General features: G+C 49.9%; 21 protein-coding genes. 6 read left to right on the forward strand and 15 right to left on the reverse strand.

Translation table 11 applies throughout. The features are described 5' to 3' along the window. Window positions 1-94: 94 nt before the first annotated feature. Window positions 95-580 (reverse strand): GNAT family N-acetyltransferase, encoded by a 486-nt coding sequence (locus SIC45_RS14330; RefSeq protein WP_298786361.1) that lies wholly within the window; start codon window positions 578-580, stop codon window positions 95-97. A 181-nt stretch (window positions 581-761) separates the two neighbouring features. Here SIC45_RS14330 and SIC45_RS14335 point away from each other — a divergent pair, with 181 nt between their 5' ends. After that, window positions 762-2,222 carry a carbon starvation protein A gene (locus tag SIC45_RS14335; RefSeq protein WP_319632674.1) on the forward strand — a complete coding sequence of 487 codons (1,461 nt, stop codon included), beginning with the start codon at window positions 762-764 and terminating at the stop codon, window positions 2,220-2,222. A 41-nt stretch (window positions 2,223-2,263) separates the two neighbouring features. Here the strand turns inward: SIC45_RS14335 and argS are convergent, their stop codons facing one another. From argS to SIC45_RS14380, 9 genes are all read right to left on the reverse strand, one after another. Further along, on the reverse strand, window positions 2,264-3,934 hold the full coding sequence (argS, locus tag SIC45_RS14340; protein WP_319632675.1) for an arginine--tRNA ligase: 1,671 nt from the start codon (window positions 3,932-3,934) through the stop codon (window positions 2,264-2,266). 4 nt (window positions 3,935-3,938) lie between these two features. After that, window positions 3,939-4,376 (reverse strand): DUF1934 domain-containing protein, encoded by a 438-nt coding sequence (locus tag SIC45_RS14345; protein WP_298786367.1) that lies wholly within the window; start codon window positions 4,374-4,376, stop codon window positions 3,939-3,941. Window positions 4,377-4,535: 159 nt separating this feature from the next. Beyond that, window positions 4,536-5,354 carry a carbohydrate ABC transporter permease gene (locus SIC45_RS14350; protein WP_319632676.1) on the reverse strand — a complete coding sequence of 273 codons (819 nt, stop codon included), beginning with the start codon at window positions 5,352-5,354 and terminating at the stop codon, window positions 4,536-4,538. Further along, complete coding sequence (locus SIC45_RS14355) at window positions 5,354-6,298, reverse strand: carbohydrate ABC transporter permease (protein WP_413645959.1); 945 nt, start codon at window positions 6,296-6,298, stop codon at window positions 5,354-5,356. Before SIC45_RS14355 ends, SIC45_RS14350 begins: the two co-directional genes overlap by 1 nt. An 89-nt stretch (window positions 6,299-6,387) precedes the next feature. Next, complete coding sequence (locus tag SIC45_RS14360; RefSeq protein WP_319632678.1) at window positions 6,388-7,704, reverse strand: ABC transporter substrate-binding protein; 1,317 nt, start codon at window positions 7,702-7,704, stop codon at window positions 6,388-6,390. Between the two features lie 142 nt (window positions 7,705-7,846). Continuing rightward, the gene (locus SIC45_RS14365) at window positions 7,847-9,223 is read right to left on the reverse strand and encodes a response regulator transcription factor (RefSeq protein WP_319632679.1); all 1,377 of its coding nucleotides are present in this window, start codon (window positions 9,221-9,223) and stop codon (window positions 7,847-7,849) included. Continuing rightward, on the reverse strand, window positions 9,220-10,668 hold the full coding sequence (locus SIC45_RS14370; protein ID WP_319632680.1) for a sensor histidine kinase: 1,449 nt from the start codon (window positions 10,666-10,668) through the stop codon (window positions 9,220-9,222). The genes SIC45_RS14365 and SIC45_RS14370 overlap by 4 nt, the downstream gene beginning before the upstream one ends. Continuing rightward, window positions 10,665-11,654, reverse strand: coding sequence for a substrate-binding domain-containing protein (locus SIC45_RS14375; RefSeq protein ID WP_319632681.1), 990 nt, complete (start codon window positions 11,652-11,654; stop codon window positions 10,665-10,667). Before SIC45_RS14375 ends, SIC45_RS14370 begins: the two co-directional genes overlap by 4 nt. Before the next feature lie 122 nt (window positions 11,655-11,776). After that, the gene (locus tag SIC45_RS14380; RefSeq protein ID WP_319632682.1) at window positions 11,777-12,763 is read right to left on the reverse strand and encodes a cyclodeaminase; all 987 of its coding nucleotides are present in this window, start codon (window positions 12,761-12,763) and stop codon (window positions 11,777-11,779) included. Between the two features lie 140 nt (window positions 12,764-12,903). Here SIC45_RS14380 and SIC45_RS14385 point away from each other — a divergent pair, with 140 nt between their 5' ends. Both SIC45_RS14385 and SIC45_RS14390 read left to right on the forward strand, forming a co-directional pair. Further along, window positions 12,904-13,887, forward strand: a complete 984-nt coding sequence (locus SIC45_RS14385; protein ID WP_319632683.1) for an aldo/keto reductase — start codon at window positions 12,904-12,906, stop codon at window positions 13,885-13,887. 75 nt (window positions 13,888-13,962) lie between these two features. Beyond that, complete coding sequence (locus SIC45_RS14390; protein WP_319632684.1) at window positions 13,963-14,202, forward strand: hypothetical protein; 240 nt, start codon at window positions 13,963-13,965, stop codon at window positions 14,200-14,202. A gap of 67 nt (window positions 14,203-14,269) precedes the next feature. Here the strand turns inward: SIC45_RS14390 and SIC45_RS14395 are convergent, their stop codons facing one another. From SIC45_RS14395 to SIC45_RS14405, 3 genes are all read right to left on the reverse strand, one after another. Continuing rightward, window positions 14,270-15,103 (reverse strand): STAS domain-containing protein, encoded by an 834-nt coding sequence (locus tag SIC45_RS14395; protein ID WP_319632685.1) that lies wholly within the window; start codon window positions 15,101-15,103, stop codon window positions 14,270-14,272. 82 nt (window positions 15,104-15,185) lie between these two features. Beyond that, window positions 15,186-16,622: an NAD(P)H-binding protein gene (locus SIC45_RS14400; protein ID WP_319632686.1), complete on the reverse strand. Its 1,437-nt coding sequence runs from the start codon at window positions 16,620-16,622 to the stop codon at window positions 15,186-15,188. A 64-nt stretch (window positions 16,623-16,686) separates the two neighbouring features. Further along, the gene (locus SIC45_RS14405; RefSeq protein ID WP_298786388.1) at window positions 16,687-16,869 is read right to left on the reverse strand and encodes a hypothetical protein; all 183 of its coding nucleotides are present in this window, start codon (window positions 16,867-16,869) and stop codon (window positions 16,687-16,689) included. 182 nt (window positions 16,870-17,051) lie between these two features. Between SIC45_RS14405 and SIC45_RS14410 the strand changes: the two genes are divergently transcribed. Beyond that, window positions 17,052-18,014, forward strand: coding sequence for an L-lactate dehydrogenase (locus tag SIC45_RS14410; RefSeq protein ID WP_319632687.1), 963 nt, complete (start codon window positions 17,052-17,054; stop codon window positions 18,012-18,014). Between the two features lie 162 nt (window positions 18,015-18,176). Further along, the gene (locus SIC45_RS14415) at window positions 18,177-19,199 is read left to right on the forward strand and encodes an SEC-C metal-binding domain-containing protein (protein WP_319632688.1); all 1,023 of its coding nucleotides are present in this window, start codon (window positions 18,177-18,179) and stop codon (window positions 19,197-19,199) included. 48 nt (window positions 19,200-19,247) lie between these two features. On the opposite strand, the gene SIC45_RS14420 is transcribed toward SIC45_RS14415, so the two are convergent. Together SIC45_RS14420 and SIC45_RS14425 are read right to left on the reverse strand one after the other, a co-directional pair. Further along, complete coding sequence (locus SIC45_RS14420; protein ID WP_319632689.1) at window positions 19,248-19,634, reverse strand: DoxX family protein; 387 nt, start codon at window positions 19,632-19,634, stop codon at window positions 19,248-19,250. A gap of 115 nt (window positions 19,635-19,749) precedes the next feature. Continuing rightward, entirely contained in the window at window positions 19,750-20,172 is a 423-nt protein-coding gene (locus SIC45_RS14425) for a hypothetical protein (protein WP_319632690.1), read from the reverse strand. Window positions 20,173-20,344: 172 nt separating this feature from the next. On the opposite strand from SIC45_RS14425, the gene SIC45_RS14430 reads away from it, so the two are divergent. Then, on the forward strand, window positions 20,345-20,611 hold the full coding sequence (locus tag SIC45_RS14430; RefSeq protein ID WP_319632691.1) for a hypothetical protein: 267 nt from the start codon (window positions 20,345-20,347) through the stop codon (window positions 20,609-20,611). The last annotated feature ends 308 nt before the right edge of the window (window positions 20,612-20,919 follow it).

Raw genomic sequence — 20,919 nt, forward strand, 5'->3', positions numbered from 1 at the left:
CGCATCCCTTCAGATCTTTGTCAAAGTGAAAAAGCCACTTTTCCAAATCCCTTCCAGGGTCCGCATCGCTGGTCAGGCTTCCTCCGCTTTTCTTTTACATATCCTTCTCCATAATCAGCATCGGGATCTGATAGCCGCCGAATTCTCCCTGCAGCTTTTCTTTTTTCTCGAAGCCCTGGGCTTCGTAGAATTTCTGTCCGCGTGTATTTTTTTCCTCTATATACACCCGGATCTTTTTAGCGTTTGGCTCTTCTAACAGCGTTTCGTCAAATAATTGCTTTCCAATCCCCCGGCTCTGGTGTCCGGGAAGCAGGTATAAAGCTGACATTTTACAGGTTCTTTTGTCATCGATCGGGCCTAGATCGGAAAAGCCAATAACTGTTCCATCCACTTCAGCTACTTTAGAGGTGTGCTTGGATATACGGCGCATTAACATTTCATCATTGTAGGCCTGGCTTAAATACATTTCCTGGGCCGGAAGCGGAATAATGCCCTCATAGGCATCGTACCAGCATTCCCTTGCAACTTCCCGGATTCGGTCCAAATCTTTGTACTTCATCGGGCGGATAATAACAGCCATACTTTTTCCTCCTTTTGCATCGCAGCATGTCTTCCTGTCCTTCTTCTAGGTCTACCATTATTTACCCTTCCTGTTTGCAATAAAAACCGTAGGGCCCGCTTCATTTTTCTGCTTGACGTTTATCATTTCCAATTGTATAACTAATTTGTAAGCGTATTCAAATTATCAGGAGGACGACATCATGATTACTTTTATCATCGCAGTAGCATTACTGATTGTCGGCTATTTTACATACGGCGCTTTTATTGAAAAATTATTTACTGCAAACGACAAGCGGGCAACCCCCGCCTTCACTAAACAGGATAATGTCGACTACCTACCCATGGGAACGAAAAGAAACTCCATGATTCAGCTGCTGAACATTGCCGGCGTCGGCCCAATCTTCGGCCCGATTATGGGAGCTCTCTACGGTCCGGTTGCTTTTTTATGGATCGTGTTCGGCGCTATTTTTGCCGGTGCGGTGCATGATTACTTAACCGGAATGATTTCCATCCGGAACGGTGGCGCCCACCTTCCGCAGCTGGCCGGCAAATTTCTCGGCAAGTCGATGAAGCATATTGTGAATGGCTTTTCCGTGCTTCTTTTATTATTAGTTGGAACCGTTTTCGTCACCGCTCCCGCGGAGCTGCTGAATGGAATTCTCCCTGGATGGATCGGCCTTGCTGCCATTATTACAGTTATTTTTGCTTACTATACGCTCGCGACACTTCTTCCGGTGGATAAAATCATCGGCAAAATCTACCCAATTCTCGGGGCGCTGCTTCTGCTGAGCGCTGTCGGTATCGGCGGTGGGCTGATTGTGCAGGGGCAGCCGATTCCCGAGCTTTCGTTTCAAAACATGCACCCGGACCAGGCACCTATTTTTCCGCTGCTCTTTTTAACTATTTCCTGCGGGGCTATCTCCGGCTTTCATGCCACCCAGACACCGATTATTTCCCGCACCACCCAGAGCGAGGGCAGCGGAAGAAAAATCTTCTACGGGATGATGATCGCAGAAGGCATCATCGCCATGATCTGGGCCGCTGCTGCCATGAGCATTTTCAACGGGGTCTCCCTGAATGAAATCATCGCTGCCGGCGGCCCCGGGGCTGTGGTCAGCGAGGTTTCAATGACAATGCTTGGTGCTGTCGGCGGTACACTTGCCGTTCTCGGGGTCATTGTACTTCCAATCACTTCCGGCGATACGTCGTTTAGAAGTGCACGGATGATTATTGCCGACTACTTCCGGATCAATCAAAAGAAAATGCCGAACCGGCTGTGGATCGCGCTTCCATTGTTTGTCGCCTCGTTTGCTTTAACGAACATGGACTTCACCATTTTATGGCGGTACTTTTCCTGGGCCAATCAATCCACCGCTATGATCGCCCTGTGGGTCGGTGCCATGTATCTCGTGCTCGCCGGGAAAAACCACTGGGTCGCTTCAATTCCGGCCACGTTTATGACCATGGCCACGTTCACCTACATTTTAAACGCGCCGATCGGCTTTGGGCTTCCGATGGAATTAAGCTATATTCTTGCAGCCATCGGTACGCTCATTGTGATCGCCCTGTTTGTTAAACGGGCCCGCGCCTACGTGGGAACCAGGTTCCCGGTCGACGAACAGATCGAATCGACATATGAAAAAGCACCTGCCAAAGCATAATAAAAAGGCACCGCCCATCCCGGGTGGTGCCTTCGTCGTTATTACATCGTTTCCGGCGCGTTTACGCCAATAAGGTCCAGACCGTTCTGCACCGTCGTCTGGACTGCCTTCGCCAGTACGAGTCTTGCCTGGGTTTTCGGCTCATCCTCAGCGTCCATGACGCGGTCTGCGTTGTAGAAGCTGTGAAATGCAGACGCCAGCTCATGAAGGTAGGTGGTCATGCGGTGCGGAGCGTATTTATCCGCTGCAATGGCCACTTCTTCCGGGAATTCACCGATTTTTTTCAGCACGTCCAGCTCCTTTTCACTATGAATTGGCGTCAAATCTGCCTGGGGATCAAACGTAATGCCGCGCTCCTCCGCCTGACGGAAAATGCTGCAAAGCCGGGCGTAGGCGTACTGCACATAATATACCGGATTTTCGTTCGACTGCGATTTGGCCAGACTCAAATCAAAGTCCATATGTGTGTCCGGGCTTCTCATCGCAAAGAAATACCGGGTAGCATCGATGCCGACTTCTTCCATGAGGTCCTTCAGCGTTACCGCCTTGCCGGTCCGTTTGCTCATTTTCACTCGCTCGCCGTTTTCAAACAGATTCACCATTTGGATAATCTGCGTTTCGAGCTGTTCTTTGTCATAACCAAGCGCCTGCACGGCTGCTTCCATCCGTGGAATATAGCCGTGGTGGTCCGCCCCCCAGATATTAATAACCTTTTCAAAGCCGCGGCCGAATTTGTTCCGGTGATACGAAATATCCGGCAGCAGATACGTATAGGTGCCGTCATTTTTCACGAGCACCCGGTCCTTATCGTCCCCGTAACGGCTCGAGCGGAACCATACCGCTCCGTCTTCTTCATACGTTTCACCCTGGTCATGAAGGTACTGCAGAGTTTCTTCCACATTGCCATTTGTGTAAAGAGAGGTTTCCGAATACCACACGTCAAAGCGGACTCTGAATTGTTCAAGATCCTGCTTCAGCTTTTCGACTTCACGCTTAAGGCCGTACTCGCGGAAAAACTCGAGCCGTTCCTCCTCCTCGACGTGGACAAACCGGTCGCCCTGCTCGCTGGCAAGCTCTTCACCGAACTGGCGCACGTCTGCTCCCTGATAGCCGCCTTCAGGCATTTCCATATCCATGCCAAGCGCTTCAAAGTACCGGCTTTCGACCGATCTGGCCAGGTTTACGATCTGGTTGCCGGCATCGTTAATGTAATATTCACGCGTCACGTCGTAGCCGGCAAAGTCCAGAATATTACAGAGCGAGTCCCCCACAGCCGCACCGCGGGCATGACCGAGGTGGAGGTTGCCGGTTGGATTCGCTGATACAAACTCCACCTGAACCTTCTTCTGCTTTCCAACATCAGAACGGCCGTAGTCCGCTCCCTGGTTGAGCACTTCCGGAATCACGTCGATCAAATAGCGGTTATCCATAAAAAAGTTAATAAAGCCAGGCCCCGCAATTTCGATGTTTTTAACGGAGGCCTTGTCTGTGTTTAAGTGATTGACGATGTCCTCGGCGATCGCCCGTGGAGCCTTTTTTGCCACACTTGCGAGCTTCATCGCTGCATTGGACGCAAAGTCTCCGTGGCTTTTTTCCTTCGGGGTTTCAAGAACAATTTCCGGGACGTCCTCCCCCCGGGCAAGTCCTGCCGCTTCAATTGCCGCAGCAACTTCTGTTTTCAGCTGCTCTTTCACCTGATCCATTATATTCATATGCTCATACGTCCTCCTCAATAACGATCGAAATTTCGTAACGCCCTACCGGCGTCCCCTGCAGTGCCAGCCGGTAATGAAAATCAATATGCATCATCCAGCCGGGGTTGGCCCTGGTCACAGCCAGATGGTCTGTTACCGCTTCTGTATGAAGGCGGCCGTAGCCCATATCGTAGGTGCCTTCGGTACGTTCGCCGTACGCATAGACCTGACGCATGGCCACGGCCCCGCTTCGGAGCACCATAACCTCTGCATCTCCGATTTTCAGCGTTGTCTGTACTTTCCCTATGCCCTCAAGCTCTTCTTCAAACCGGACATAGGTCCATTCCTGTTTTTCGTACATTTCGCCGTCTGCGTTCAGTTGGATGGTTTCACGTTCATCCTCCTGCTGCATATTGGTTGTCATAGCGACTTTTACCGGGGTCTTTGCTGTGTCTGCCACGATGAGCCACCTTTCTCTATGCCTGCACATACTCGCTTTTAACGTTCCGGTTAATCACTGTCTTATTTTAACACGACTTCGCGCATTGAGAAGGGAAAATTGATCAATTGAAAAGCCTGCAGACAAAAAAGCTCCCCTGCCGGAGCAGGGAAGCTTTGATCACCCTTTGACCGAGCCGGCGAGCAGGCCGCGGACAAAGTATCTTCCTAGTACAATATAGACAATCAGCGTCGGCAGGGCGGCAAGCATGGCGCCGGCCATCTGCACGTTCCACTGCACGATCTGGCTGCCGGATAAATTCTGCAGCGCCACCATAACCGGCTGGCTGTCTGCGTTTGTGATTGTTACCGCAAACAAAAATTCGTTCCAGATGTTCGTAAACTGCCAGATAGCCACCACGACAAACCCCGTAATGGAAAGAGGGATGATGACACGCCGGAATATCTGCAGAAAACCTGCTCCGTCAATTTTCGCTGCCTCAATCATCGTATCAGGAATATTCGCATAAAAGTTTCTAAACATCAGGGTCGTAATTGGCAGACCATACACGACGTGGGTCAGAATCAGTCCCGGAATCGAGTTGTACAATTCGATGGTTCTGAGAAATTGAATGAGCGGAATGAGGATACTCTGATACGGAATAAACATCCCAAACAGCAGTACGGTAAAAAGAATTTCCGACCCTTTGAACTTCCATTTGGACAGCACATATCCGTTCATCGCCCCGAGCAGCGCTGATAAAATCGTCGCCGGGATAACCAGATAAAAGCTGTTCGCCAGGTTCGGGGCCAGGGCAGTAAAGGCTTCCGCGTAGCTTGAAAAATCGATCGCTGTCGGAAATGCCCACATCGTAGCGAGACTCACTTCATCGAGCGGCTTCAGGCTGGTTACTACGATGACGTAGATCGGTGATAAAAACAGAAGCGACATGAAAATAGCCAGTGCGTATTTGAATACCGGCGTTAATCGAATGGCCATCAGCCTTCCCTCCTTCGATTGGCGAGTAAGTACGGTACGATGAATACAGCGACCAGGATGAGCATCACCATGGCAATGGCTGCCCCGTTTGCATAGTAGTTGGCCCTAAACGTCGTTTCAAACATATACACCCCCGGAACGTCGGTCACAAAATTCGCCCCCGAGCCGGTCATGGCATAGACAAGGTCAAAGATTTTCAGCGAGATGTGAGCCATAATGATAACGACACTCACGGTAATTGGCAGAAGCAGCGGAATGACTACCTTCATGTATACCTTCCACTCCGACGCCCCGTCGACCCGGGCAGCCTCCCGGAGCTCTTCGGGAATGCCACGCAGACCAGCCAGGTACATGGCCAGGGAAAAGCCGGTCATCTGCCAGACAGCTGCAATAACAAGCGCGATGATGGCGACCGGGAGACCGAATTCAATACTTCCCCACTGAAAGCCGCCCAGAATAGTCGTATCAGTGTACCAGAGCGGTTCGATACCGAAGAACGCCAAAAATGTATTATAGCCGGTGGACGGGTTTAACAGCCACTGCCAGACAACACCGGTTACGACAAAGGACAGCGCCATTGGAAAAAGAAAAATATTACGAAAAAGCGCTTCGGCCTTTAGCTTCTGATCGATGAGCACAGCCAGGCCCAATCCACTTACAATTACGAACCCGATAAATAGCACTGTGAAAAAAAAGGTGTTCCTTAAATCCGCCTGAAAACGGAAGTCCTGGAACAGGTATATATAGTTTGCAAATCCGGCAAACGAAAAGTCCGGTGTCAGGCTGTTCCAGTTGCTGAGCGAGACGTACCCCGTCCATCCGATAAATCCGTATACAAATACAGCCACCAGCAAAAACGAGGGGACGATAAACGCCACGGCCCACCAGCGGTCCTTGACTGCCTTTTTACGCTTCACCCGATCTTTTGATGCTGTTTTGTCCATTACTTCATCGGCCATCTTTTATCCCTCCTTTGAACAAAAGAAGCCCGGCACCGCTTGCATCGGCACGGGGCTTTTTTCTGTTAACCTTCTTATTTTTGCTCTTCATCCATTGCAGTCTGCATTGATTCCATCAGCTTCTCTTCGTCGCCCTGCGTAACAAAGATATTTACTGCCTGGTTCGCTTTTGTCACGAAGCCTTCAGAGGCAGCTGAACCGTGCGCAAGACTTGGCGTAAGCGATGTTTCCTGGAAGTCCTCCATCGTGTCCTGGCCGTATTCGTCATATTTGGACTCATCTGCGTCCACCCGCGCCGGGATCGAACCTTTTAACGGGTTGAACGTGTCCTGTCCTTCCTTCGAACCGAGCACGCTCAGGAATTCTTTTACCTGTTCCGGATTTTCAACTCCCTTTGGCAGACCGAACGTATCAGTGATAACCATGAAATCTTCCGAGGTGCCAGGGAACGGGGTGTAGCCGAAGCCTTCATTTACTTCGAGGCCAAGATCATTTACAAAGTAGCCCTTTGCCCAGTCGCCCATGTTAATCATGGCAGCTTCGCCGTCTGCAACCATCTGCGCCGAATCCTGCCAGTTTCTCGAAGCGTGGTCCTCATTGACATATTCAAGCATCTGTCCGAACTGCTCGGTAGCTGTCGCTACACGCTCATCGTCAAAGCCAACTTCTCCTTCAAAGAGGGCTTCATAGTCCTCTGGACCGAGGTTGGCAAGCAGCAGGTTTTCGTAAATCTGCGTAGCCGGCCACGATTCTTTATCACCCATCGCAAGCGGTGTTACGCCTGCTGCCTCGAGCTCCTCTGCGACTTCAAAAAACTCATCAACATCAGTTGGCGGCTCGATGTCGTTTTCTTCAAAAACTTCCATGTTGTAAAACATGACGTTTCCGCGGTGAATATTGACCGGTACGGAATAAATATCACCGTCCGAGCTGACCATATCGATTAATTCCTCCGGAAACTTGTCATTCAGCTCTTCCTCTTCGTAAAAATCATTCAGCGGCTCCATTTTGTCTGCCGCCACCCAGCTGTCATTCAGCTCAGCTCCGCCGTGCACCTGGAACGTGGACGGCGGGTCATCACCCTGCATTCTTGTGGCAAGCACTGCTTTAGCATTCGTACCGGCACCGCCGGCTACAGCTGCGTTTTCCACCGAAATATCGGGATTTTCCTCTTCAAACATATCGATTAAAGCCATCAGGCCGTCTTCCTCGCCAGCGCCTGTCCACCAGCTGAAGATTTCTACTTCAGCGTCGCTTCCGCCTTCTCCCGAGCCTCCGGAGCTGCCTTCATTTTCCGAACCCGATCCGGAATCCGAACCGCCTCCCCCACAGGCTGCCAAACCGAACAACAGCAATGAACTTCCTACCAGACCAACACTCTTTTTCAACATGAACCCTCCCCCTTGCAGGAATAATATGATTTTATGATAACGCTTACAATTTTGATTATAGGTCAGGATCCTGCGTTTGTATGGAGGTATTTTCTATACAATCTTTTGATTGTCTGCATTATTTTTAGGTTACTTTATCCTATTACCTTTTGCCCTGCTGATATTGTTTTGGAGAGCATCCCACCTGTTTTTTAAAGACACGGCTGAAATAGTTCGGGTCTTTGTACCCGATACTGATGCTGATTTCCTTTAACGGCCGTTCGCGGTCCTGAAGCATCCGCTTTGCTTCCTGCATCCGTACACGCGTGACGTAATCAACAAATGATACTCCGGTTACTTCTTTAAACTGGTGGGAAAAATAGGCAGGGCTCCATTGCACATACCCCGCTATATCCTCGAGCTGGAGCGGTTTGGCATAGTGCTCCTTTACGTAGGCCTTCACCTTTTCAATCTGGTGATGCTCCCGAAAGTGAAGCCCTCTGTATGCCCCCACCACATGAAGGAGCCGCTTCCACTCCGCCGCATCCGACGGCATATCTTCTTCAAGCGTCCCGTTCATTTCCTTAACCAGTTCTTCAAGCTGAAGCCACAAATGCCTCCTCGATGATTTTTGGGGGCGGGTATGCCACCATTCGCTCCAATAATAGATGGCGGATTTTTCTTCCCCGGTCCGCAGCGCATTCACAATGGAGGAGACCCACTGGCTGCTCTGTTCCGGCAGCGCATCCTGATCTTTTTCAAGACCGGACAATGCTTCCACATAAGCCTGGAACAGCTGTTTCACGTCGTGTTCCTTTTCAGAAATTCCTATGGATGCTTTTTCCCCAAGTTCAAAATGCATGCGGCGGCGGAGACGTTCAACCTCTTCAGAGCCTCTGTTTTTACCCGTGTGGAAGAAAAAAGTCCGAAACCATCCGTCCGGCTGACGGTCCGTAAGAAAAGCGTCGTTAGTCCACCGGTTCATTTTTTCTTCTATATCCTCCGGCATATCCTCTTCGCGCATGACCACTGCAAAACCGTAGGAGGCTTCCGGCACTGCTTCTATGAGAAGATCTGCATGGTTTTCATACGGTTCTCCGTGACAGACGCTCTGGAAAAGAAGCTTTTGCAGCCTGTGGCTGTACTGTTTCCGCTCCTGCCTGCTGCGGTTTACTGCCGTCTGCACACGCATGAGTGTCTGAATGGTCTCTTCTTTTTTGCCCGGCTTTAACAAATACTCCTTTACACCCAGCCCGAGCGCCTCCCGGGCATAGTCGAAGGAATCGTAGGCGGTGACCATAATAAAATGGATGCCGGATGCTGCCTGCTGAATGCGCTGTATGGCTTCAAGGCCGTTGCACCCCGGCATTTTAATATCCATCAGCATAATGTCCGGGCTTTTTTCGATAGCCAGCTCCACTGCCTCGGGTCCGTTCTCTGCCTCTCCGATTACTTCAATTTCCGGTAAATGAGCCGCTATCAGCTTTTTCATCGCTTTACGCTCAAGCCATTCATCCTCTGCCATCAATAGTCGTATCATCCTGCCTGCCCCCCTGCTTTCTGCCATTCTTTAACCGGCATACGGAGCTTTACCGTAGTGCCCTGCGCCGGGACAGATTCCACATCCACGAGCTCCCCGGTATGAAAGAATAATTCCAGACGCCTCCGGACATTCTGCATGCCAAGGCCAGTGGAATGACCAATGTGCGCTTCCTGCTTTTCGCCCGCACCAAGAAGCTGCTGGCGCTGGCGCTCATTCATTCCTTTGCCGTTGTCCATTACCCGGACGACAATCTGACTGTCCTCCAGGCGCACCTGCACACGCACTTCGGCATTCTCTTCCATCCCTTCCACCCCGTGAATAAAGGCGTTCTCGATGACCGGCTGCAGCGTCAGCCTCGGGATAGGCACATCCAGCTCGTCTGTTCCGATTTCAATATGTGTAGATAAGCGGTTCCGAAACCTTGTTTCCTGAATATGAAAATAACTCCGGATCACATCCAGTTCGTCCCGGAGCGTTACTTCTTTTTCGATGTTCCCTAAGCTGTAGCGCAGCAGAGAAGAAACAGATTCTATCAATTCCGACGTTTCTTCCGCATCTTCCAGATAAGCCATTTTTGAAATCGTGTTCAGGGTGTTGAATAAAAAGTGCGGGTTGATCTGATTCTGCAGATGCTTCAGCTCCAGCTGCTTCATCAGCTGATCCATTTCTGCCTTTTTTTCCATTTCGCCGACGTACGTATGAATATCTGTCCGCATACGGTTGAACGTACGGCCCAGAAGTTCCAGTTCGTCTCCCGAACGAATGCGGAGCGGCTCCCCCTGAAAATGGCCGCGCGATACCTCCCCTGCTGCCCGGGACAATTCGTCGACCGGCTTTGTAATGCTTGAAGAGAACCGGAATGCAATAAAAGCAGCAATCAATAGCGACGTAGCAAACAGGCATATAATAAAATAGCGGAATGAGGTATTACGCTCCTGAAGCTGGGCATACAGGTGCTGATACTCTGTCAGGGACTGATCGATAAGAGTCAGCGTGCTTTCCTGTATATAGGCGTTCGATTGTTCGGTTTCTGCGAGATTGCTTCCGTATTTTTCGATATCGCCCTGCAGCACAAACCCAGCGGTTGTTTCACTGTTTTGTTCGAGTGAATCGAGCAGCTGCATGTAGCTCTGCATTTCGACCGACCCCGGCTGGCCTTCTTCATTACCGAGCTCTTCTGCCAGTGCCTTCATTTCCCCGGATGCCTGATAATAAGCGGCCCACGTTTCCTGTGAAGGGTTGGTCGCAATCTGCTGCGTCGCTGCCGTCCATTCTTCGGCCTGCCGGGAGATGGAATTCAACAGCACAAAGCGGTCGAAGCTCGTACTGTATTCATTAGTAATACGCTCTGAGCTCCAGTAAATACCAATCGCTACAGCGTTAAAAAGCAGAATAAAGGCAAAGGAGAAAAACACCATTTTCGAACGGATAGATCGTATCACCGCTCCCCGCCCCCTTCCCGTGCAGCATCAGAAGCTCTCCAAATAACCGTCTCGGTGTGCTGTACCGAAGGCACGTACTGCTGTTGATTCAGCCGGGCCACATCATAAACCGCCTGCTCCCCCATTTGTACGGGATGCTGACGGACCGTGGCATCAATTGTACCCTCCTCAAGCAGCTGTACTGTTTCAGGCAGTGTATCAAACCCGATTACATACAGCTCACCGGCTCCTTCAATCTCTTCCATCCCCTGGGCTATGCCAATAGCGTCCAAAGCACTCGTGCCGTACAGCGCTGTGATGTCGGGCTCCTCCTTCAATAAACTGTAGGTGGCCTGTGCGGCCCCAATCTCAGAGATTCCGGAATACCCGATATCCTTAATTTCCACGCGGCCGCTTGCTTCCACAGTATCCCGGAAGCCTTCCACCCTTTCCTTCTGATTGACCGTGTCCGCACTTCCAGAAACGATGCCGACATGCTGCATTCCTTCCGTATTTCGGAGCAGCTCTTCCCCTGCCGAAACACCGGCTTCGTAATTGTCTGTGCCGATATAGGCACGCCGCCCGCTCTCCGGCACGTCACTGTCTACCGTGATGACCGGCACCCCTTTTTCCAGCGCTTTTTGCACCAGCTCCTGGAAAACAGGATCATCAATGCCCTGAGTGATAATAGCGTCTACATTGCTCTCGATCATCCGGTTCATCGTTTCAAGCTGCTCATCTTTACCTGCTTTGGACGGTCCGTACGTTTCGATATAAATGCCCGCCTCTTCGCCCGCTGCAACAGCGCCTTCTTTAATTTGTTCCCAGTAAGGATTGCCTGCTTCTTCCATAATGAGCGCTGCCCTCGTCTGGTACGTTTCGTTTTCCTCTGAATTGACCGGTTCCACGTAAAAAGCCTTTGTGCCAAAATAAACGGTTGCTGCCAGACTGGCCAGGCAACCGAGAAAGAAAACAGCAAACAACCAACGCTTCCTTCGTTCGCCCACCATCATAGCCCCCTTTTAATGAAATCGTTTACAAATAATTATATAACTTTTTCCATAAATCACCACCCCTCCCCCCGAAAAAAGCAAAAAAAGCACCAGATCATTAATCCGGCGCTTTCTGTTTATTCGTCCTCTGTTATTTCAAGTCCTTCTCCGGAGACCTTAAGCTGATCGTACGTGTAGACCGCAATTGCCGTGTCCTGCACCCCGGTGCCTGTCAGGTCGCAGAGAGTTATCTGTTCCATCGTTTCCCGGCGGGACGCCTCTCCACTGATAATCGCCCCGAGCTCCACGGTGCTGCTTTCATCGATGATTCCTGCTTCTTTCGCCGTCCGGTGTTCTCCGATGGAAAATACCTGGGAAGAGGCGTCGCAGGCAAGAATGTCCACTGCCCCGAGTACATCCGGCTCGATTTCATTCTTTTCCGAGGCATCTGAGCCCATCGCTGTAATATGAAGCCCAGGATGCAGCCATTCTTTTTTGATGAACGGCTCTGTCGCCGGGGTCGTCGTGACGAGCACGTCGCAGTTTCGTACGACCGTTTCAAGATCGGCAGCTTCTGTCGTAACGCCAAGCTCATGCTCCATTTCACGCTGGTACGCCTCGATCCGTTCTTTTTTGCGCCCATACACATACACTTTTTCAATCGACGGCCGCACCATTTTCAGCGCACGCAGCTGAAAGCGCGCCTGCGTGCCAGTTCCGACAATACCTGCAATTTTTGCCTCGTCTTTAGCCAAATACCTGGCTGCCACAGCTCCGGCAATTCCTGTGCGCACATCGGTCAGGTAGCCGTTGTCCTGAAGTACTGCTGCCGGGAAGCCTGTATCCGAGTGAAATAAAAGCATCATTCCGCTGAGGCTTGGAAGCCCTTTGTCCGGGTTATCAAAAAAACCGGTCGAAATTTTCAGGGCAAACTGATCCATACCTTTGACGTAGGCCGTTTTTGCATCCATCTCCCCATTTTTGTCGGCAATGGGCATGCTGAGCACAGGGGGCATGGTTACTTCTCCTGCCTGCAGGCGCCGGAAGCCGTCTTCAATGAGGGAAAGCGCCTGCTGATTGACATCAATTGTATTTCTGATCGATTTTTCTTTAAATAAATACAAGGACTCCGCCTCCTTTAAAATGAACTGCTTTTATTATAGGAAACATTACACTAAATCAAAACCATTAATCATGAGAACGCTTAAATATTTACAGAACGGGAATAGCCTACCATACTTTGATTAAAAGGCAGGTGGACGGTATGAAATATCGTCAGTTGGGAAATACCGAATTAGAAGTAAGTGAACTGAGCTTTGGCACATGGGCCATTGGCGGCGCGTGGGGAGCAACAAACGATACCGAAGCGCTTAAGGGCCTTGAGGCTGCCATGGATGCAGGCGTGAATTTTTTCGACACGGCCGACGTCTACGGGGACGGCCACAGCGAAGAGTTAATCGGAAAAGCGACAAAGGGAAAAGAAGACAAGATTCACGTTGCCAGCAAATTTGCGCGCGGCGGCGATATTAATGACCCAAATACTTATTCCAGGGAAAGCGTCACGAACTACCTGGACGCTACGCTGAAGCGTCTCGGACGCGAACGCCTGGACCTTTATCAGATTCACTGCCCGCCGATTGACGTTTTAAAAGACGGCTCGGTGTTTCAGGTACTTGATGAGCTGCAGGCGCAGGGAAAAATCCGGCACTACGGCGTCAGCGTGGAAACAGTGGAGGAGGGCATGGAATGCCTGCATTACCCGAATGTTAAGGCGCTTCAGGTGATCTACAATATTTTCCGCCAAAAGCCGGCAGAACGGCTGTTTCCGCAGGCCAAAAAGCAGGGCGTCGGCATTCTGACCCGCGTGCCGCTCGCAAGTGGGCTGTTAACGGGGAAATATACAAAAGAAACGACATTTGCTGAAGATGACCACCGCAATTTCAACCGGGACGGCGACGCCTTCAATGTCGGAGAAACATTCGCCGGTCTTCCTTTCCAAAAGGGCGTGGAGCTCAGCACCTCCCTCCAGTGGATTAAAGAAGAGCGGGGAACCATGGCGCAGGCAGCGCTTCGCTGGATTCTCGATAATGACGATGTCACCTGCGTCATACCAGGATTCCGGAATAAAAAACAGGTGTCTGACAGCCTCGAGGCAGTCAGCGTGCCTTCCTTCTCCAGGGAGGAGCAGGAGAAGCTGACGAAGTTTTATTTAGAGGACGTAGAACCAAATATCCGCGGCGGATATTAAATCGTATGATTAACATCGTTTCTTCCCGGGTAACTGTACTAGTGGACAAATTATAAAGCAAAGGAGCGATTATATATGGGAAGCCAATCCGTTTCCGAACTAACTGCAGGTACGAACTATAAAGCGAGTGAAATTGACAGCTTTGTAGAAAACAATCATGTTACAGTTGTTTCTAACAACGAAAACCAGTTGTTTACAGAGCCTGACCGGGAATACAAAGTCGTCTATAAATTCGGCGGCTACTTCGATCATTCCGAAGAACTCGGCGGTAAAAGATTCGTTGAAAAACCAACGTACGTTGTAGAAAAAGTCTAAAAGCAGATTGATTCTGCATTAAAGACGAAGAAAAGACCGGCACCCTTTACGGGAGAGCCGGTCTTTTTTAATGCTTTTGATCCATTGCCTGGGCAAGCGATGAAGCAATTGGCACGTCCTGAAAGCTGATGCCAAGATTGACGGAGGTCTGGGCGATTTCGGGACGCATGCCCGCCAGAACAGGCTGCACGCCGATAAGCTTTAACGAACGGATCAGCCCGAAAATCTGATGAGCGACGTGGGTGTCGATGCCGGCTACGCCGGACAGATCGATAAACAATTCAGAAACCTGTTTTTTCGCGCATGCCTCGAGCGAATGCTCGAGTATCACTGCGGCCCGTTCTTCATCAATTTCACCTATTAACGGAAGAAGGGCAGAGGATTTATTCAGCGAAATGATTGGAGCGCTCAATTCATTAATAATGCTTTCCTTAGCTTCCAGTTTCTGCAGGAGCAGCCGGTTGGATTTTTCCACGTACGAAAGAATAATCTGATCCATGCCGTTTGTTACGAGCTCCCGCAGCTGTTCTTTCATATTGGCGGAAAGCTCTGCGTGCTCTTCCGCATAAAAACGCTTCAGATAGGCTGTGTACTGCTCCCGGTATCTCATCATTTCCCGGACGACCCGGGCATCCTTCGTCCGGAAGTACTTGGGATCATTTATAACGCCGTCTATCCATACTTCAAAGGTATTCTCCCACGTATTCCGGTCCTCGACAAAAATGCTTGAAAAGCATAAATGAAACTCGTACGTCTGAGACTTCAGCTCCTCAATTTCTTTTGGATCCGTCGTTGCGTAAGCAGACTCTTTGTCTGATTCCTCCAACGTTTCGTACCATGTATTCGCCATCTCCGCTGCATGATTGACAAAATAGTCACGGATCAACTGGTTGGTGCTCATACGGCACCGTCTCCCTTCTGTTTGCAGACTGCCTCTATCCTTTTATATCTTCCTTAAAAAAGCTGGAGATAAACAAGAAAAATTATGACTCCGGCTGGAGCTGGCGGGATCTTCTTAACGTCCACTGATCTTTTTCAAGATGTGCTTTAAAGCGGTTCATGATCCAAAGATGAATAAATGCCTGAGTATATTGATAAAAGTACCATGGCATAGCCGGAACGTAATCATGCACCGCTACAATGCACTGATTCGTATGAGGTATTTTGCGAAATTCCAACCGCCCCCGCTCTCCTTCGTTTACCTGGGCAAGCAGCCCCCCGGTAATATAGTAAAGCGCACGGTCTTCTTCGCTGCGTTCCTTAGAATAAGAAAGCTCAAGAAACGTTCTTTTCATGAAAGCAGGCCGCAGGCCGTACAGATAACGATCCGTCGTTTCCACCTTTACGAACGGGCGCAGAAGCTTCGGGAGCCACTTAATATAATAACGGGCCGTCCAGTCCGCGTTTCTTCCACTTGGAATTGTCACGCGCTGGACCGAGCGGACATTGCGTTCCACAGGCGCTGGCTTCAGGCGTGCCAAAATGGATGACTGCTCCTTCCTGCTTTCCTTCAGGGAGTTTTCTGCAGCCTCCTCGAATGAAATTTTCCCATCACTAATACCTTTCACACTTTTTGCGGGATCAGCCACCATTGGATGAATCAGGCTTTCAATTAAGGGATAGACCAGGCTTTTCGGTGTCCCCGTAGTCACACTCACCCACAGTCTGGAAAGACGCACGGTGAAAAAAGGCACGGTGACTGCATACCGTTTTTTCCCCATCACCTTTGAGGTGATACCCATCATTTTCCGGTAGGTCATTACGTCCGGGCCTCCGACATCGATCGAACGGTTGTAGAGCGATTCTTCCCCGATACTCTTCTGCAGACTGTTTAATACGTCGGCCAGGGCGATCGGATGGGTCTTGGTCTGCGTCCATTTCGGAAGAACCATGACCGGCAGCCGCTTCACCAGCTTTGCGAGAATAGGGAATGAGGATCCCTGTGGGCCGACAATTAATCCTGCCCGTATAGCGGTTACCGGCGTCCGGTATGATTTCAGAATGTTTTCCACCTCAAGCCGGCTGCTTAAATGGCGTGACAGGTGCTCAGCTTCAGGGATAATGCCGCTCAAATAAACGACCTGCTTTACCTGCTTCTGCTCGGCGGCACGTGCGAAATTATCCGCCAGGATAACATCCATGTCCTCAAACCGCCCCTGGGTCAGTTTGGACGTCGGCATCATCGAATGGACTAAGTATAGAGCGTAATCTGCGCCTTCGAGTGCCTCTTCTGCATCCTTTAATGAAAATAAATCACACGAGCGCCACGTTACATGCTCCTCGTTTTCCTTTGTATCTATGTTTCTTGAGAGAGCAATAATATCTGCATGCTTTTTCAGCTCCGCCATGAGATTTCTTCCAATGTAGCCGCTTGCTCCGGTAATCGCTATGACCGGCCGACGATTGTCTGTCGCTTCCATTCTCACACGCTCCTTCTCACTTTTAAACTTTACATACACCATTCCCTAATTTCTCCGGTACTAATTACATATTTATTTTAGAAATAATCCACTGCGCCATTATCACTGTAACAAAGCTGACAAGAAATCCAAAAATCACGAAAGCAAGCACCCACAGCCAGCCCCTGTCGAGATTCAGCCCGGCGAGCAGGCCAATTACCGCCCACGTCAACGCCGTCGGGAGCGCGTATTTTAATGCATTTTTCATCGGGTCATCCCTCCTATTCTGCTCCTTTCCCGTTTCAAATTCCTCCCAACACTTAAGTTCATCATTTGTTCACAACTATGTGTTGCCCACACTTGCATCATTTTGTGAAATAGTGCACAATATAGATAAATAAAGATTGTTCAATCATTCACATGATTTACATTCGAAAGGGGTTTTTATATATGAAAAGAAATCACGTCCACCGGGTTGTTGTTATCGGAGCCGGCGCTGTTGGAAGCGGTTATGCGTTCTCATTAATTAACCAGGCCGTCGTTGAGGAGCTTGTGATCATCGATTTGGATGCACGCAAGGCTGAAGGGGACGTGATGGATTTGAATCACGGCAAAGCATTTGCCCCGCATCCTACGAAAACCTGGTTCGGCACGTATGAAGACTGCCGGGATGCCGATATTGTCTGCATTACTGCCGGCGCCAACCAAAAGCCCGGCGAGACCCGTCTCGACCTTGTCGGCAAAAACACAGCGATATTTAAAAATATCGTCGGCCAGGTGATGGATAATGGCTTTGACGGAATATTTCTTATCGCTGCCAACCCTGTGGATATTCTGACGTATGCCACCCAGCAGTTCAGCGGGCTTCCGAGAGAGAGAATCATTGGAAGTGGCACCATTCTTGATACCTCGCGCCTTCGGTTTATGCTGAGTGACTATTTCGACACTGCCGCCCAGAATGCCCATGCCTATATTATTGGCGAACACGGTGACACGTCGCTTGCTGTCTGGAGTCAGGCAAACGTCGGCGGCCGAAACGCCGTAGAGCTGGCGGATGAAAAAGAAGATAAAAATGTGGAGGAAATGAAAGACATGATTAAAGACGTACGCGGGGCTGCCTATGAAATCATTGAACGAAAAGGCGCCACCAGCTACGGGATTGCGATGGGGCTTACCCGTATTACAAACGCGGTTCTTAAAAATGAAAACAGCGTCCTGACCGTCAGTGCCTATCTGGATGGCCAATACGGGGAAAGCGATCTGTGTATCGGGGTCCCGGCCGTGATTAACCGCGAGGGGATCAGGGAAGTAATCGAACTGCCGCTCGACGAAGATGAAGCCCGGAGCTTCCACCACAGCGCAGAGACACTCCGTAACGTATGGGAAAATGCGAACGGGCAGGGAACCAGTTAAACGAACCTATTATTGTACGAATAAAGCCCTGAAGAACCCTTCCACTGCGAAGGGTTTTTTCACGTCTCCCTCCCCCCGAAGCGCAGGGATTCCCCATTTCAGGGCAATGTATGTTAGAATTTGAAGGAATAGTAACATACTAGTGAGAAGGAGCCTGAATGTATGAGTATTTCACGTAACGATCCGTGTCCTTGCGGCAGCGGTAAAAAATACAAAAAATGCTGCGGCGATCCCGCCAACCAGCCAGCTTATACGACTGAAGAAGTAACCAACATACAGCTGGATCTTGCAGCCGCTGCAAACAAAGACAGCCGGAAGGATTTCAGCCATTATTACCGCCGGGTCTACCGGCCGAACTATTTCCCTTATGCCTGGCATAAATTTGTTCAAAATCTGGCGCTTGCTGACTTTTTACTGCACGGCAATGAGCGCAGGGAATGGATGAATATTCATCAGCAGATAGAGCACAACAGCCAGCACCCGCGGCTTCAGCGGCTTTATTCCAACTGGACCGGGCATAACCTGTCACTGTTCCGCCTGAATAAAATGACCGACGACTGGTACGAGGTCACCGACCTGCTGAGCGAGGAAGTTCACCATATTGAACCACTGTCCTTTTTCCGGGACCTGCAGGAAAACATTGTGTTTCTCGCCTTTTTAGTCCCTGTAGAGGATAAATGGTATCCAATGCTTGGCCTGCTGCCGTTCCATCCGGATTTCGCCGATGACGTTATTAAAAGCGTTACCGGCTCTGTTCCGGACAACGAAGCGGATAAAGCCGGATGGATCACGCATCACCTGCCGGATGTGCTTCGCACACTAAAGGATGATCTTCAGGAGAAATACCAGGAAGCAGATAGCGCCTCCACCCGTTCTGAAGCAGGTTCAGATGCTGCGGCCGATACTTCAAACCTGAACGAGGATCAGCAGAAAGTAGTGGAGACACTCGAAAGCTCCGATCAGCTGTCCCAAGAAGCAGTATCTTCAGCTGCAGAGCTGTGGACCCGCTTTTGCGAGCAGGAAAACCCTGTGATCCGCAAACCGGAGGCCCAGGCAGCAGCTCTTGAATACGCAGTGGGAGGCGGCACGCAAAAAGAAATCGCCGAACGCTACGGGGTGGCCTCCTCCACTATTCGTACGCAGTGGAAAAAGATGGAGCCCTATACGTCAAATGAAAATGCATAAACAATAAACGGCCTGCGGGGAATTCATCCCTGCAGGCCGTTTGCTTTTTCAGAAAGAGCGTTTCTTTTTTCGTTTTTTCAAGGCAAGCATACGGCTTCCGGTTAGTGCCAGATGGATAGAGGCAGCCATCAGCAGGAGATCAAGCTCAAAGCCTCCAATCAGCCCCTGCTGCCATTTGACCATTACAATCGCCCCAAGCATAATGAGCGCAAACAGACCCGCAACCACACGCGTCAGCAGCCCAAGAATAAGCAAAATTCCTCCAGCAGCTTCGATGACTGCTACAGCGTAAGCAGTGCCGTCCGGCATACCCATGCTGCCAAACGATGCAGCCGAGGCTCCCATTCCGTTCAGTAATTTATCAGCCCCGTGAGCTAAAAATATTACGCCCGTCACGATCCGGAGAATCAGCAGGCCGGCTTCCATATTTTTCATATAATTTCCTCCCTTTTCTTTTTCACCAGTATGCCCAACACCTATGAATTTGAAAAGGTACTATCATAAGTCTGGTGGCTTATGCCTATAAAAAAGAGGCCAAACCGGCCTCTTCTCACAGTTTTTTCTCCAGCCAGACACGTTCATCTGTTAGCTCCTCTTTCACCTGAAAGCCTGCTGCCTGCAGCATATCAATAAATTCCGGGTGCTCGTTGGCCAGCTTGGTCTGCACGACCTGATAGCCCTGTTCACGGGCATGAATAAGAACGTTGCCGACAAGACGGCTTCTCCATCCGTCATCTTCAAACGCTTCTTCCATCCCGTTCAGCCAGCTGTACCATACGCTGTCATCCTTTGCGTAGCTGATGTCGTAGCCGAGAATTTTTCCTTCCTCCCTTGCCACCTGCACAAGGGATGCCCCTGCCTGTTCCAGGGTCTGGTGCATTGGTTCCATTTTTTCAAAAAGCTGAGCATGTAAATATAGGATGCCCTGAAGCACTTCACTTGGAGGCATGCCTTCGTATTTTTCTATCTGCATCGTAATTGTTCCTTCCTTCCATCACTAACTTCTAAGGCAAGTGTAGCATATGCGGGCACGGTTTATCTTTCCTACCGCCTCTTCCCTGTTCATGTTACCATGTAAAGTGATATGAAAAGACGTCCCGTCGTACGTATACATACCAGAATGTAGTTGAGGAGATCGATGAGTCATGGAACTAACGTTAAATCTGTATTACCTGTTATTTATCGGCCTGGCGTTAAATGCCGTTATTTACATTATTGCACGCATTAAACAGCATGGCCGCAGGCACCGGTTCGCCGCAGCGAATGTAACATTTATAGCTTTTTTCTCTGTTTTAATTTTAAGTATTGTATTCACCCGCTGGATCGGCCCCGACTTGTTTGCCGTGAGCGTCGGCATGATTTTTATGTTCGTTATCGCCGCCCTTTTGGATAAAAAAATGGGAGCGGATTAAACACAGCCAGGGGGCAGCGCCCCCGGCTGTATTTAGTCTGTTAAAATCCCCTTACCAGGCATTCAGTCACCCCGCGGATTTACTCTGGAATTTTTGAATCTCCTGCATTAATAAATTAAGCTCGGCCTGGGCGCTGTTTATGGAAGCTGCCAGCCTGCCAAGTTCAATATTAGCCGTCTGATACAGGCATTTTGTAAGTTTATCAATGGAATCGGAATTGGCAATTTTAGCATTATCTATGGATGGGGACTTACAATTTGCAGCTATTTTGAACAGCCTCCTTGAATCACTTTTAAATTGGAGAAGCA

Origin of the sequence: Marinococcus sp. PL1-022 (assembly GCF_033845285.1) — a bacterium.
In the GTDB taxonomy this organism is placed as follows: domain Bacteria; phylum Bacillota; class Bacilli; order Bacillales; family Marinococcaceae; genus Marinococcus.